This is a genomic window from Streptomyces sp. NBC_00989 (assembly GCF_045162655.1).
In the GTDB taxonomy this organism is placed as follows: domain Bacteria; phylum Actinomycetota; class Actinomycetes; order Streptomycetales; family Streptomycetaceae; genus Streptomyces.
In genome coordinates, this window is sequence record NZ_CP108728.1 from 6,904,522 (window position 1) to 6,919,364 (window position 14,843).

10 protein-coding genes are annotated in these 14,843 nt (G+C 71.5%); 5 read left to right on the top strand and 5 right to left on the bottom strand.

Annotated elements, in window-relative coordinates; all coding sequences use genetic code 11:
- Positions 1-115 precede the first annotated feature (115 nt).
- From OG714_RS30725 to OG714_RS30740, 4 genes are all read right to left on the bottom strand, one after another.
- On the bottom strand, positions 116-1,024 hold the full coding sequence (locus tag OG714_RS30725) for a carbohydrate ABC transporter permease (RefSeq protein WP_406125822.1): 909 nt from the start codon (positions 1,022-1,024) through the stop codon (positions 116-118).
- Positions 1,021-2,361, bottom strand: a complete 1,341-nt coding sequence (locus tag OG714_RS30730; protein ID WP_406125824.1) for a carbohydrate ABC transporter permease — start codon at positions 2,359-2,361, stop codon at positions 1,021-1,023. Before OG714_RS30730 ends, OG714_RS30725 begins: the two co-directional genes overlap by 4 nt.
- A gap of 7 nt (positions 2,362-2,368) precedes the next feature.
- Positions 2,369-3,754, bottom strand: a complete 1,386-nt coding sequence (locus OG714_RS30735; RefSeq protein WP_406125826.1) for an ABC transporter substrate-binding protein — start codon at positions 3,752-3,754, stop codon at positions 2,369-2,371.
- A gap of 155 nt (positions 3,755-3,909) precedes the next feature.
- Positions 3,910-7,830 carry an FHA domain-containing protein gene (locus OG714_RS30740; protein ID WP_406132019.1) on the bottom strand — a complete coding sequence of 1,307 codons (3,921 nt, stop codon included), beginning with the start codon at positions 7,828-7,830 and terminating at the stop codon, positions 3,910-3,912.
- A 344-nt stretch (positions 7,831-8,174) separates the two neighbouring features.
- Here OG714_RS30740 and OG714_RS30745 point away from each other — a divergent pair, with 344 nt between their 5' ends.
- The 4 genes from OG714_RS30745 to OG714_RS30760 all read left to right on the top strand — a co-directional run bounded on the left by OG714_RS30745 (position 8,175) and on the right by OG714_RS30760 (position 13,579).
- Positions 8,175-9,902: a serine/threonine-protein kinase gene (locus OG714_RS30745; protein WP_406125828.1), complete on the top strand. Its 1,728-nt coding sequence runs from the start codon at positions 8,175-8,177 to the stop codon at positions 9,900-9,902.
- 130 nt (positions 9,903-10,032) lie between these two features.
- Entirely contained in the window at positions 10,033-11,271 is a 1,239-nt protein-coding gene (locus OG714_RS30750) for a serine/threonine-protein kinase (protein ID WP_406125830.1), read from the top strand.
- Between the two features lie 240 nt (positions 11,272-11,511).
- Entirely contained in the window at positions 11,512-12,618 is a 1,107-nt protein-coding gene (gene prfB, locus OG714_RS30755) for a peptide chain release factor 2 (RefSeq protein WP_406125832.1), read from the top strand.
- 346 nt (positions 12,619-12,964) lie between these two features.
- A complete protein-coding gene (locus OG714_RS30760) occupies positions 12,965-13,579 on the top strand; it encodes a hypothetical protein (protein WP_406125833.1) in 615 nt (204 codons plus the stop codon).
- A 108-nt stretch (positions 13,580-13,687) separates the two neighbouring features.
- On the opposite strand, the gene OG714_RS30765 is transcribed toward OG714_RS30760, so the two are convergent.
- The gene (locus OG714_RS30765; RefSeq protein ID WP_019056429.1) at positions 13,688-13,879 is read right to left on the bottom strand and encodes a hypothetical protein; all 192 of its coding nucleotides are present in this window, start codon (positions 13,877-13,879) and stop codon (positions 13,688-13,690) included.
- 251 nt (positions 13,880-14,130) lie between these two features.
- Here OG714_RS30765 and ftsE point away from each other — a divergent pair, with 251 nt between their 5' ends.
- Positions 14,131-14,820 (top strand): cell division ATP-binding protein FtsE, encoded by a 690-nt coding sequence (gene ftsE, locus OG714_RS30770; RefSeq protein ID WP_019065989.1) that lies wholly within the window; start codon positions 14,131-14,133, stop codon positions 14,818-14,820.
- Positions 14,821-14,843 lie beyond the last annotated feature (23 nt).

Here is a 14,843-nt window from a genome sequence, read left to right on the forward strand (position 1 = left end):
GAACGGCCGATGGAGTGACTTGGTTACGGCGCGTACGGCATACGGGGGACGCGCGGTGAACGAAAAGGGGCGGGCCGGTGACGGCCCACCCCTTTGAACTATGTGTGTTTTGCGGCTATTTGACCGCTCCTGCCATCACACCGGTCACGAACTGCCGCTGGAACGCGAAGAACACGGCCAGCGGGATCACCATGGAGATGAACGCACCGGGTGCCAGCACGTCGATGTTGTTGCCGAACTGGCGTACCTGCGTCTGGAGTGCGACCGTGATCGGCTGGGTGCTCGACTTGGTGAACACCAGCGCGACCAGCATGTCGTTCCACACCCACAGGAACTGGAAGATGCCCAGGCTCGCGATCGCGGGCCCGCCGAGCGGCATCACGACCCGGGCGAACAGCCGCAGTTCGCCCGCGCCGTCCAGCCGGGCCGCCTCCAGGAGTTCGCGCGGGATCTCCGCGAAGAAGTTCCGCAGCAGGAACACCGCGAACGGCAGCCCGTAGCCGACATGGAACAGGATCACCCCGAAGATGGTCCCGAACAGACCCAGCTTGCCGAAGAGTTCGGCGATCGGGATCAGCGCCACCTGCACCGGCACGACCAACAGGCCGACCACGCCCAGGAACCACCAGTCGCGGCCCGGGAACTCCATCCACGCGAACGCGTAGCCCGCGAGCGAGCCGATCACCACGACGAGGATCGTCGCCGGGACCGTGATCAGGACGGTGTTCCACAGCGAGTTGGTGATGTCGCTGTTCTCCAGCAGCGTCTTGTAGCTGTGGAAGGTGAGTTGGGACGGCTGGCTGAAGACCTTCCACCAGCCGCTCGCGCTCATGTCCTCCGGACTGCGCAGCGAGGACAGCAGCAACCCGAGCGTCGGCACCAGCCAGAACAGGCCGACGACGATCAGGAACACCCGGACCAGACCCCCGCTGGCCGCCGCCGCGAGCCGGGAGCCGAGCGACTCCCGCGCCTTGACGACCTCAACTGGCCCGGTCGTACCGAGACTTCCGGCATCCGTCGTCATCGCCGCACCTCCCGCCGCAGTCGCCGCACATTGAAGAGCATCACCGGGATCACCAGCAGCAGCAGGAACACCGAGATGGCGCTGGCGATGCCCGGCTGGTCCTCCGAGAAGCCCTTCCGGTACAGCTCCAGGGCCAGCACGTTCGCGTCGTCCTGCGAGGACCCGGGGGCGATGATGAAGACCAGGTCGAAGATCTTCAGCACATTGATCATCAGCGTGACGGCGACGACCGCGAGCACCGGCGCCAGCAGCGGCACCGTGACTCTGCGGAACACCTGCCACTCGTTGGCGCCGTCGACCCGCGCCGCCTCCAGCAACTCCCGTGGCACACCCGCGAGTCCGGCCGCGATCAGCACCATCGCGAACCCGGCCCACATCCACACGTACGACCCGATGATGGCCGGCGTCACCAACGACGGGCCCAGCCACTCCACTCCGTTGTACGGCGCCTTGAAGTTGCCTGCCGGGAGCCGGAGTTGGGCCCCGTCGGCCTTGGCGGGCAGCGTGAAGGTGCCGTCGCCCGCGGCCTTGGTCGAGGCGACCACCTTGCCGTCCTTGACGGCCTCGATCCTCATGCCGCCGTAGCCGAGTTCGGACGGGTCGACCCCGCCGAGCTTGCCGACGCCCTTGCCGCGGGTGAAGTCCTGCCAGGTCGTGCCGGTGATCTTCCCCGGCTCGGCCTTCGCGGCCGCGGCCTTCTTCGCGCCGTCGGGCATCTGGTCGGGGGCGACGCCGACCAGCGGGAGGACGACGGTCTGGCCCGTGTGGACCGTCGTACTGGTGATGAAGGCGCCGTGGTCCGCCTTCAGCGGCGACTCGCGGCCCGGGTGGGCGTTCGGGAACGCAGACGACGAGACGAACGTGTCGTGGACGCCGACCCAGACCGCGTTGGCGACCCCCTTGTGCGGGTCCTGGTCGTAGACGAGGCGGAAGATGATGCCGGCCGCCAGCATCGAGATCGCCATCGGCATGAAGACGACCAGCTTGAACGCCGTTCCCCAGCGCACCCGTTCGGTCAGCACCGCGAAGATCAGACCGAGGGCGGTGGCGACCGTCGGCGCGAAGATCACCCAGATGACGTTGTTCTTCAGGGCGGTGCGGATGCCGTCGTCGGTGAACAGGGCCTTGTAGTTGTCGAATCCGGCGAAACCGTCGCCGGCCTGGTTGCCGAAGCTGCGGACCAGCGAGTACCCGATCGGGTAGACCACGAGCGCGCCGAGCAGCACCAGGGCGGGCAGCAGGAACAGCACTGCCACGGTCCTGCGGGTGCCGGTCACGCTCTTGCGATTGCGGGGAGGGACGGAGGCCCCGGGGGCCTCCGCCGCTGCCGATGCCATCTCGGGCTCAGCTCCCGCTCGCGTACGCCGCCGCCGCGTCCTTCTCCAACTGCGCCTGCGTGCCCGCGACATCCGTCGGGTTCTTCAGGAAGTCCTGGAGGTCCTTCCACTCGCCCTTGCCCGGGGTCCCGCCGAAGGACTGCGGGGCCTGGTCGGACATGTCGAAGCGGAAGTCGTCACCGGCCGCGATCAGCGACTTGGCGATCGTCCGCTGCACCGCGTTCGGGTACGCCGAGTCCGGCACGTTCTTGTTGGGGGAGAGATAGCCGCCGAGCTTGGCCTGGATCGTCGCCGCGTCCGGTGAGGCGAGGAAGGTCGCCAGCGCCTGGGCCGCCTTGGAGTCCTTCAGGATGACGGCCGCGTCGCCGCCGGAGACCACGGGCGAGGTGGAGCCCACCGCCGGGAACGGGAACACCTTCGCGTCGGTGCCCACCTTCGCCTTCGTCTCACCGATGTTGACCTGTACGAAGTCGCCCTCGTAGACCATCGCGGACTTCGGCTGGTCGCCGCCGTTGAAGGTCTGGGTGACGGACGCGGGGAACTCCGTCTGGAGCGCGCCGCTCTGACCGCCCGCGATATAGGCCTTCTTGCCCCAGATCTGGGCGAGCGTGGTGAGGGCCTCCTTCACGGAGGGATCCGTCCACTTGATCTTGTGCTGGGCGAGTTCGTCGTACTTCTCCGGGCCCGCCTGCGACAGATACACGTTCTCGAACCAGTCGGTGAGCGGCCAGCCGTCCGCGCCCGCGACCGAGAACGGGGTGACCCCGGAGTCGTAGACCGTCTGCGCGGTGGTCAGCAACTCCTGCCAGGTCTTGGGTTCCTTGGCGCCCGCGTTCTCGAAGACCTTGGCGTTGTACCAGATCAGCGACTTGTTGGCGGCCTTGTAGTAGACGCCGTACTGCTTGCCGTCGACCTTGCCGATGTCCTGCCAGCCCTGCGAGTAGTTCTTCTGCAACTCCGCGAGCGCTTCGGCTCCGAGGGGCTTGGCCCACTTCTTGTCGACGGCCTGTTTGATGGCGCCGGGCTGCGGGAGCATCGCGATGTCCGGCGGCTGGCCGCCCGCGACCTTCGAGCCGAGGAAGTTGATGATCGGGTCCTGGGCGGGCACGAAGGTGACCTTGGCCCCCGTGCGCTTCTCGAACTCCGCCAGGACCGTCTTGAAGTTCTTCTGCTCGGCACCCGTCCACACGGCGGCCACTTCGAGGCTCGCGCCGTTCAGCTTGGGGAGGGTGACCGTGCCCGCGGTCTCCGAGGGACTGCTGGATTTACTGTCGTCGCTCTTGTCGCTGCCGCCTCCACAGGCGGCGAGCGAGAGCGTCAGCGCTCCCGCGGCGACAACTGCCGCTGTACGTACGGTTCTGCGTGTCCGGTGGGTGCTGCTCGTGCTGCGCATCACTGCCCCGTTCTTCGTTCCTCGTCGAACGCTCGAACGCTTCCGTGCGCACTGGTCTACGCCCGGTACTTGAACGCGGCAAGATGGCGTCCGCTGTCAAGTACGCGATCGTGATTGGGTCGTGACGTGGGGTTGTGTGGGCAACCTGTGAACGATCAGAGGAGCGACGGCACCTCCGCCGCGGACACCGAGCGCGTGGCCCGCTCCAGCGCACTGGCCAGGAGCGCCAAGTCCGTTGGCCCGTTGCCCAGTTCGCGGACCGGGCGGCGGGCCGGCGGGTCGCCCATGCGCTGCCACTCCAGGGGCACGACCGTGGGACGGAGCGTCGCCGTGCGCGGGATACGGCCCGTCACACGACCACCCTGGAACGGAGTCGCCCGCCCGTCCGGCAGCGTCAACCGGCCACGCCCCGGGGCGGGTTCCTCCGGCCCCTGGGCCGTCGGATCGAGGCTGACGCGCAGAGTGGTGTGCCGGGCGGGTTCCGTCTCGGCCGTACGCGCCTCTACGGCGGCTGCCGCCACCAGGTGCACACCGAGCCGCTCGCCCTCGCGGGCCACCGCCTCCAGAGCGCGTATCACCGACCCGGCGGCGGGGCGCCCGGGAGAGCCGAGCGGCGGCCTCACCAGGGCGTCCAGGTCGTCGACCACCACGACCAGACGGGGCAACGGCGGTGCCGCCTCCGTCTGTTGACGGGCCGCCGCCGACGGGCGCAGCCGGATCGTCGAACTGGTCGGGGAGTCCAGGTCCCCGGCACCCGACGTGCCGCGCTGGGCGATGATCCGCCCCGACACCTCGTGCCGCGAATGCCACTCGACGAAGCCGATCCGGCCCAGCAACTCGGCCCGCCGCTTCAGCTCCGCGCTCAGCGACTGCGCGAACTCCCGCATCCGGACAGGGTCGTTGGCGGTGAGATGGGTGGTGACATGCGGTACGTCCGTGCAGACCCGCAGGCCCTCGCCGTGCCCACCTCCCCCAGAGGAGGGACCCCCAGCGCCGACGCTGTCCCGCCCGTCCATCAGCACGATGCCGAGCCGGTCGGGGCGCTCGGCCGCGGCGAGGGACGCGACGACCGCCCGCAGCGACTCCGTACGACCACTGCCCGGCGGGCCCTCGATCAGCAGATGCGGTCCCTCGGTGGCCAGGTCCACGCTGACCGGCCCGCGCGGACCGGCCCCGAGCACCGCCCAGGCCCGCCCGCCGATCGCGTCCTTGTCGTCCCCCGCGTCCGCCCAACGCGTCAGCAGGGACGCCGGGGTGGCCCGGGCCAGCCCCAACTCGTCCAGCAGCCGCGCCGACTGAGGCAACGGCGCCGACACGCGCGCGTGCCGCTCGCTCGCGGGCCCGTCCGCCCTGAGCGGCGCGAGCGCCCGCGCGAACCGCTCGGCCCACGCCAGGGAGACCGCGTCCACGGCGGCGATGGTGCCGTTGCCCACGGGGCCCGGGCCGGCGGGGCCGGGGCCGGACGGGTCGGGGTCGGCTCGGCCGAGGCCCGCCTGACCGGGATGTGCGTGGTCGGGGTCGTTCCGGCCAAGGCGCGACGGTTCCGTACGGAGAGGTGACGTCGCTGTGCCGGGCCGGGATGTCTCCGTACCGGACCGTGCCGCTCCGGTACCGGGACGCGACGGCCCCGTACCGCCGTGCGCGACCCGCAACAGCCGCAGCGCCGTGGCGACATCACCGCTCAGCAGCGCGACCGCCCCGCACTCGCGGAACGTCGGCGCCGCCGCGCAGGCCGCCTCGTAGGTCTCCGTCACGGGGGACACCGGCGAGGCCGCTTCCGTCTCGGCGAGGCACACGACGTGGATACCGGCCCGGGGCCCGTCATGGGCCAGCCGCGCCACCGCCTCGCGCACATCGGCCCCACCGGGGTCACCGTCCACCACGAGCACGGTGTACGGCCCCACGAAACCGTCCGCCGATCCGTCACCGTCGTCGGTCCGGGCCCAGGCGGGGCGGTGGGCGGCACCGCGCGGGGAGTCGGCGGAGTCGTCGGCGCCGTGGGGCGCGGTGGCGGCCGGGGTGGTCCGGGCACCCGAGCCGGAGTGTGCGGCGGCGGTGCCGGCGGGCCGGGCGTCGGACGAACGGGGCCGGGTGGCGCCGGAGGCCGGGTCGTCGACGGCGTGCGGTGCGACGGACTCCGCCCCCGGACGGTCGGCGGTGCCGGAGCGGTGGTGGTGGGCGTCGTCGGGGGTGGGATACGCCGTGGAGGCGCTCGACGCGGCGGTCACGCGTCGTGCGGCGGCGCCCAACTGGCCTTCCGCCGAACCGTGTTGTGAGGCGAGCGAACCGTGCGGTGAGGCGAGGCCCGACGGTCCGTCCGCCGAGCCGTACCGCGAGCCCGACCCCAACTGCCCTTCTGCCGAGGCTCGTTGCGCGCCGATACCCGTTGTGCGACGGCTTGCCCCGGACGCGGACGCGGACATGGCGCCTGACGCGAACGTGGACGTGCCCCCGCCGACCACCCGCACCCCGCCCCGCGCATCCATGGCGTGGTCTTCCAGCCGCCGGAGAAGCTCGTCCGTCCGGGCCGTCGCCTGTTCCCGGTCGTAGGCCAGCAGCAGCCGGCAGTCCTGGCCGTGTCCGGGGCGCAGGTGCGGCAGCCAGCCGAGCCAGGACCACTCGGCGGTGCGCTCGGCCACCGTACGCGCGCGGTCCGTGCTGATCAGCACGATCTCCAGGGCGTCGGGGGAGTGCAGCGCCGCGAGTTGGGCCACCACCGCGCGGGCCAGCCCCGAGAGCCGCGCGCGCGGACCGGCCAGGCCCAGCGCGCCGACCTCACGGAGCCCGGAGGTCACCGGCACCGCGGGCAGCAGCGCCGAGCCGTCCGGTGTCGCCCGGTCCGCCGTGCCGAGCCGCACCGTGAGCGCCTCGGGGTGACCGGGGGTGCGCTCCCACAGGCGGGGGCCCGGGCCCAGGGCGGTGAGCAGCAGGGCCGCCGGGTCGGGCCAGGTGTCCGGTTGCTGGAGGACGACGGGCGGGGGCGGCACGCTCTCGTCGGCGCCCTCCTCGTCGTACGAGCCGTCGTACGCCGGCTCGGTGTCCTCGGCCGTCGACTCGCCGCGGCCGCCCGTCAGGCGGCGCGCCCACTTGCCGATGCCGCCGCGCCTGCGCACGCCCGGGGGGACGTCGGTGCCCCGGAGAGGGGTGCCCTTGCGTCCGGAGTGGGCACCGGAGTCGTCGTCGTGCGGAGGGATGCGGGAGGTCGTCGTGGGCGCGGAGAACACGTCCTCGGCGCCCTCGGGTTCCTCGGTGCCGAGAGCCTCGCCGAACACGCCGAAGCGGCCCGCGTGGGTGTCGCCCCCGTCGTGGACGCCGCGGTGCTCGATGCTCGGGGCGCCTGCCTGGCCCGGCACCACGAGGGGTTCGCCGCGCGGGGCGGCCGGGGTGCCGGGGGACACGCGCACGTGGCCCTCGCCGTCGGGGGCCGTCTCGGCGCGCGCTCCCGGGCCGCCGGACGGGGTCAGCCGCAGGGCCGACTCGCCGATGCGCAGCAGCGCGCCCGGGGCGAAGCGCACCGGACGGGTGCCCACGCGCGTGCCCGCCAGGGTCGTGCCGTTCGTCGAGCCCAGGTCGGCGACCGAGACACGGCCCGAGGGGTCGACCGTCACCGCGCAGTGCAGCCGGGAGACGTCCGGGTCGTCCAGCGGGACGTCGGCGTCGGCGGAGCGGCCGATGTGGATCTGGCCGCCATGGAGGAGGTGCACCCCGCCCGCGTCCGGGCCCGCGACCACATGGAGCTGGGTCGGGGCGTCGTCCAGCTCGGGATGCGCCTCGGGCTCGGCGGGGGCGCCCAGGGACACCACCGCGCCGTCCGTCAGCGGCGGCTCGCCGAGGGTGCAGCGCTGGGTGTCGAGGCGCTCCACGCCCGCGTACAGCACGATCGGGCCGCCGGACTCACGGCTCCGCTCGGACTGCGACGCGGCCGCGTCGGCGGAGACCGCCGAGGCCAGCGCGGACGCCACCGCGGCCAGGGCCGTGCCGGCGGGCGCGGTGACCAGCACATCGCAACTCGCGGAGCGGCCCCGCGGCTGCGCGGGCGGCCCCAGCGGGTCTACGACGGTCAGCCGGATCTGCATCGCCGTCAGCGGTCCCTTCTGCCCGGGCACGGAATTTCCCCCACCCCGCGCGAGCACATCGGCCAGTACTGCACGCATCCTCGCACCTGCCACTGACAACTCGCCCGGGGCCCGGCACCAAGTGATCTTGATTGGTCAGCTCTGTCCCCAAAAGTGCCTGACCAGTGCCGCACCGGTGATCGAGTGAGACCGGTCATGTCCGGCTTCGGCGACCATTGGGGCAACCGGGAGACCGGGGAGAGCGTCTTTCCTTCGAACATGTACGGCGATGCTTACGTAGGTAGCCGCAAGAGGGGCGGCACTACAGTGGACCGGAACACAGGCAAGCAGCAGGGAGCGCAGACGTGCGGCCGGTAGGCAGCAAGTACCTCCTGGAGGAGCCACTCGGACGCGGCGCCACGGGCACCGTCTGGCGGGCCCGCCAGCGTGAGACCGCGGGCGCCGAGGCAGCCGTCCAGGGCCAGCCCGGCGAGACCGTCGCGATCAAGGTCCTCAAGGAAGAGCTCGCGAACGATCCCGACATCGTGATGCGGTTCCTGCGCGAGCGGTCGGTGCTGCTGCGCCTGACCCACCCGAACATCGTGCGGGTCCGCGACCTCGTCGTCGAGGGTGACCTCCTGGCGCTCGTCATGGACCTCGTCGAGGGCCCCGACCTGCACCACTACCTGCGCGAGAACGGCCCCTTCAGCCCCGTCGGCGCCGCGCTGCTCACCGCGCAGATCGCCGACGCGCTGGCCGCAAGCCACGCCGACGGCGTCGTCCACCGCGACCTGAAGCCGGCGAACGTTCTCCTCAAGCAGGGCGGCGGCCAGATGTACCCGCTGCTCACCGACTTCGGCATCGCCCGCCTCGCCGACTCCCCGGGGCTGACCCGCACCCAGGAATTCGTCGGCACGCCCGCGTACATCGCGCCGGAGTCCGCCGAGGGCCGCCCGCAGACCTCCGCCGTGGACATCTACGGCGCCGGCATCCTGCTGTACGAGCTGGTCACCGGCCATCCGCCGTTCTCCGGCGGCTCCGCCCTCGAAGTCCTCCACCAGCACCTCAGCGCCGAACCGCGCCGCCCCTCGACGGTCCCCGACCCCCTGTGGACGGTCATCGAGCGTTGCCTGCGCAAGAACCCGGACGAGCGGCCCAGTGCCGAGAACCTCGCCCGCGGCCTGCGCGTCGTCGCCGAGGGCGTCGGCGTGCACGCGAACTCCGCGCAGATCGCCGCCGCCGAGAACGTCGGCAGGCTGCTGGCCCCCGACCCGGCCCCCGCCGCCGTACCGGGCGTGCCCGGCGCCGCCGACCCGACGCAGGTCCTGTCGCACGGAGCGGGCGCCTACGACCCGAACGCGGCGACCAGCGTCCTCCCGCACACCAGCGGCCCGGTGGGCGCCGCCGACCCGACCACCGTGATGCCGAACCGCGGTGCGGCCGACCCGACCACGGTCATGCCGCAGAACCAGGCCGGGCAGTACGGCCAGCAGAACCAACCCGGTCCGTACGGCCAGCAGAACCAGCAGAACCAGTCCGGCGGCGGCCCCGAGGAGCCGCACCCCTGGCAGAACCAGCTGCGCGCCGCCCGCGACCGCAACGAACAGACCCAGTACCAGCCCTACCTCGACCCGGGCGAGGACCCGCTGCGCCGCCGCCCCCAGCGCCAGGTCTCCCGCGCGCAGCAGCCACAGCAGCAACCCCGCCAGGCCGCCCAGCAACGCCCGCAGCAGCGGCCGTCGCAGCGCCAGCAACCGCAGCAGCAGGGCGGCTACGGCCAGCCGCAGCAGCACCAGCCGCAGCAGTACGCCCCGCCGAGCCGGCAGCAGCCCCAGCGGCCGCCGGAGCCGGCCCGCGAGCCCCGCCAGCCGCGGCAGCGCAGCGCCAACCCGATGAAGATCCCCGGACTCGGCTGCCTGAAGGGCTGCCTGTTCACGATCGTCCTGCTGTTCGTCGCGGGCTGGCTGGTGTGGGAACTGACCCCGCTTCAGGGCTGGATCGGCACCGGCAAGAGCTACTGGCAGGAGATCAGCCACGTCGCCGGACAGGTGAGCGGCTGGGTCAAGGATCTGAGTTCAGCAGCAGGCAACTGACCCCGAATCGCCCTTGTCGGACGCTGGGTTGGGGATTTGTCGACACCCAGTGGGTGATTTCCGCCTCCGCGGTGAAGGTTGGCTCATCTGACGCGTAGTTTTAGCGACACACGCGTCGGTAGGAGCAGCCTTGGCACGGAAGATCGGCAGCCGGTACACCGCCAACCAGATCCTGGGGCGGGGCAGTGCCGGCACGGTGTGGCTGGGCGAGGGACCCGAGGGGCCCGTCGCCGTCAAGCTGCTGCGCGAGGACCTCGCGTCCGACCAGGAACTCGTCGGCCGCTTCGTGCAGGAGCGCACGGCCCTGCTCGGCCTGGAGCACCCGAACATCGTGTCCGTACGGGACCTCGTGGTCGACGGCAACGACCTCGCCCTCGTCATGGACCTGGTCAGGGGCACGGATCTGCGCACCCGCCTCGACCGCGAGCGCCGGCTCTCCCCCGAGGCGGCGGTCGCGATCGTCGCCGACATCGCGGACGGACTCGCCGCGGCCCACGCGGCCGGCGTCGTCCACCGGGACGTCAAGCCGGAGAACGTCCTCCTCGACATGCAGGGCCCGCTCGGCCCCGGCGGCGCGCACCCCGCCCTGCTGACCGACTTCGGGGTCGCCAAACTCATCGACTCCCCGCGCCGCACCCGCGCCACGAAGATCATCGGCACACCGGACTACCTCGCCCCCGAGATCGTCGAGGGCCTGCCCCCGCGCGCAGCCGTCGACATCTACGCCCTGGCGACCGTCCTGTACGAACTCCTCGCCGGTTTCACCCCGTTCGGCGGCGGCCACCCCGGTGCGGTCCTACGACGGCACGTCACCGAGACCGTCGTACCGCTGCCCGGGATCCCCGACGAACTGTGGCAGCTGATGGTCCAGTGCCTGGCGAAGGCCCCGGCCTCCCGCCTGCGCGCCTCCGAACTCGCCGCCCGCCTGCGCGAACAACTGCCCCTGCTGGCCGGCATGCCCCCGCTGGACGTGGACGAGCCGGACAGCGAGCAGGAGGAGGCGGAGCAGGAGGAGACCCCGGAGGCCACGCCCGCGCGCAGCGAGCGGGTACGACGGGGCGCCGTCCCGCTGGTGCCCGGCGCCAAGCCCGCCGACTCCAACCGGGACACGCATACGTCGATGCGGGTCCCGGCGCCGGACGAGCTGGCGGGCGGACCCCGCGGCACGGCCCGTGCCCCGCGCCCGGCGGGCGCCCCGCGCCCCGGGTCGGCCCGGCACCGGGCGGCCACGCGGCGCCGGCGGCTGACGCTGGCGGCGGCGGGCGTGGTGCTGGTCGCGGCGGTCGGGGTCGGTACGTGGGCGGCTACGTCGGGCGACTCGGGCGGGGACTCCCCGGACACGAAGAACTCGGCACCGGCTTCGCCGTAAGGGTTTTCGCCCCCGCCGCCCCTACCCGTCCCACCCCAGGGGGCTCCGCCCCCTGGACCTCCGATCGGCCTGAACGGCCTCGTCCTCAGACGCCGGACGGGCCGAGTGATGCCGGCCGGCGCTTGAGAGACCGGGTCGGACGGGCTGGGAGTGGGGCCTGTGCCCGCCCCGGCGCCGGGTGACCAGAGCCCCGTTCCAGCCACGGCACTCCCCGCTTGGCGGAGCCGTTACGCTGGAGGCGTGGCAGTCGTCGATGTATCCGAAGAGCTCAAGTCCCTCTCCTCGACCATGGAGTCGATCGAGGCCGTCCTGGACCTGGACACGCTGAGGGCAGATGTCGTCGTCCTTGAGGAGCAGGCGGCAGCGCCCTCCCTGTGGGACGACCCGGAGGCGGCGCAGAAGGTCACCAGCAAGCTGAGCCACCTCCAGGCCGAGATCCGCAAGACGGAAGCGCTCCGCGGCCGGATCGACGACCTCTCGGTCCTCTTCGAGATGGCCGAGGAGGAGGACGACCCGGACACCCGCGCCGAGGCGGAGAACGAGCTGACCGCCGTGAAGAAGGCGCTGGACGAGATGGAGGTCCGCACCCTCCTCTCCGGCGAGTACGACTCCCGCGAGGCCGTCGTCACCATCCGCGCCGAGGCCGGCGGCGTCGACGCCTCGGACTTCGCGGAGAAGCTCCAGCGCATGTACCTGCGCTGGGCCGAGCGCCACGGCTACAAGACGGAGCTCTACGAGACGTCGTACGCCGAAGAGGCCGGCATCAAGTCGACCACCTTCGCCGTGCACGTGCCGTACGCCTACGGCACCCTCTCCGTCGAGCAGGGCACCCACCGCCTCGTCCGGATCTCGCCGTTCGACAACCAGGGGCGCCGCCAGACCTCGTTCGCCGGTGTCGAGATCCTCCCGGTCGTCGAGCAGACCGATCACATCGAGATCGACGAGTCCGAGCTGCGCGTCGACGTGTACCGGTCCTCCGGCCCCGGTGGCCAGGGCGTCAACACCACCGACTCCGCGGTGCGCCTGACCCACCTCCCCACCGGCATCGTCGTCTCCTGCCAGAACGAGCGCTCGCAGATCCAGAACAAGGCCAGCGCGATGAACGTGCTCCAGGCCAAGCTGCTGGAGCGCCGCCGCCAGGAGGAGCAGGCCCGGATGGACGCCCTCAAGGGCGACGGCGGCAACTCCTGGGGCAACCAGATGCGTTCGTACGTCCTGCACCCGTACCAGATGGTCAAGGACCTGCGCACCGAATACGAAGTCGGCAACCCCGAGGGCGTGTTCAACGGCGAGATCGACGGCTTCCTGGAGGCCGGAATTCGCTGGCGCAAGCAGCAGGAGAAGTAATCCTGCGGGTGGTTCGTGTGTGACTTTGTCGACAAGGCAACTGCCGTCCACCGGGCGGCAGTTGCCTTTTTCGTCCCCCTGCGACCCCGCCCCTGATCCCTGATGTCTGGGTTTTACATCACACTCACAGGTTCCATCCCCCAGCAAAGAACCCGTAGTTGGACATTGCGCTCGCAACGGCCTTGACGTTGCTGTGAAAACTGGGAAGGGTGAAGCGTGGCATGCGTGTCTGCGGGGCGCATGTGAACCGGGGGATCTCAGCTTTCGCCAGCCGCCACCCCCGTCGATCACGGCCCCGGACACCGACGCGCCACCCTGACGACGAGCTACTGGGGGTAGCAACCTAATGACCAAGAAGACGCGGATCCGTGTCGCGCGCATAGCGGCCGGCGCGATCATCGCCGCCGGTGCCTCGCTGACCGCCGCGGGTGCCGCATCGGCGCTCGACTTCGGTGTGACCGCGGACGAGAACGGGGTCAGCGCGGACGTCAACCTGGACGACACCACCCCGCCCACCCCGACCGACACCAATGTCCCGACCGCCCCGAACACGCCGACGAGCGAGCCCCCGAGCTCGGAGCCGCCGTCCTCGGAGCCCCCGTCCTCCGAGCCGCCGACCTCGACGCCGCCGAGCGACGAGCCGACCGAGCCCACCGACAACCCCACCGAGCCGACGGACGAGCCCACCGACGGCCCGACGGACGGCAGCACCAGCGGCTCCAGCGGCGGCAACAACGCCGACCCCGACGGCGGCAACTCCGCCCAGGAGGCGGGCACCTCCGCGCTCACCGACACCGGTTCCGACACGTCGGCCCAGGGCAACGGCGGTGAGCTCGCCGAGACCGGTGCCGGCCAGACCGCGTTCCTGCTGATCGGCGCCGCGACGATGATCGCCGGCGGCATCGCCTTCCGCGTGCTCCCGCGCCTCGCGAGCAGCAACCGCGGCGGCACGATCGCCTGACGGTAGCCGTCCCCGTACGGACCGTACGCACGTCGTACGACGAAGGGCCCGGAGCGTGTGCTCCGGGCCCTTCTGTATGTCTTTTCCGTATGTCCCTGTACAGGCCGCCTACGCGGTCTGGTGCGCCACCAGCGCCAGCGCCGCGATCAGTACCGCGAGCAGGGCGATCAGCGCCATGGGGTTGAGATTGCCCCAGGGGTTCTCCTGCTGGAGCCGCGCGCGGTTCGCGCGGCAGACGGGACAGCGGCCCTCGTTCACGGGCGCCGCGCAGTTCGCGCACACCAACCGGTCGTACGTCATGCGCTCGCCCTCCTTGCACCGGCTTCCACAGACACAACGCCTCGGGAAACTAGAACGTTCCCCCTCCACTGTGCCAGGTTCCGCGGGATTCGGCGCGGCTCGCCTTATCCTGCCCCGACCTTGTGCGTTCCAGCCCTTCAAATCCGCGACAAAACGTGCAAGCGTCGCACAACCCCGGAGGGCGACTGCGCGGGCACACCCGGGTCGCGTATGGTCACGCTCACCTACCCCCGGCTACCCGTGGTGCACCCGTGATCCGATTCGACAGTGTCTCCAAGGTCTACCCCAAGCAGACCCGCCCCGCTCTCAGGGACGTCTCCCTGGAAGTGGAGAAGGGCGAGTTCGTGTTCCTCGTGGGGTCCTCCGGCTCCGGAAAGTCCACCTTCCTGAGGCTGGTCCTCCGCGAGGAGCGGTGCAGTCAGGGCCAGGTGCACGTGCTGGGCAAGGACCTCGCCCGCATCTCCAACTGGAAGGTGCCGCAGATGCGCCGCCAGCTGGGGACCGTCTTCCAGGACTTCCGCCTGCTGCCCAACAAGACGGTCGCCGAGAACGTGGCCTTCGCGCAGGAGGTCATCGGCAAGTCCAAGGGCGAGATCCGCAAGTCCGTGCCCCAGGTGCTCGACCTCGTCGGGCTCGGCGGCAAGGAGGACCGCAGGCCCGGTGAACTGTCCGGTGGTGAGCAGCAGCGCGTGGCCATCGCGAGAGCCTTCGTGAACCGGCCCAAGCTCCTCATCGCGGACGAGCCCACCGGCAACCTCGACCCGCAGACCTCCGTCGGCATCATGAAACTGCTCGACCGGATCAACCGGACGGGCACCACCGTGGTGATGGCGACGCACGACCAGAACATCGTGGACCAGATGCGCAAGCGCGTCATCGAGCTGGAGGGCGGCCGCCTCGTCCGTGACCAGGCACGTGGCGTCTACGGCTACCAGCACTGACAGCCGACCGACCGCCGTCTGAT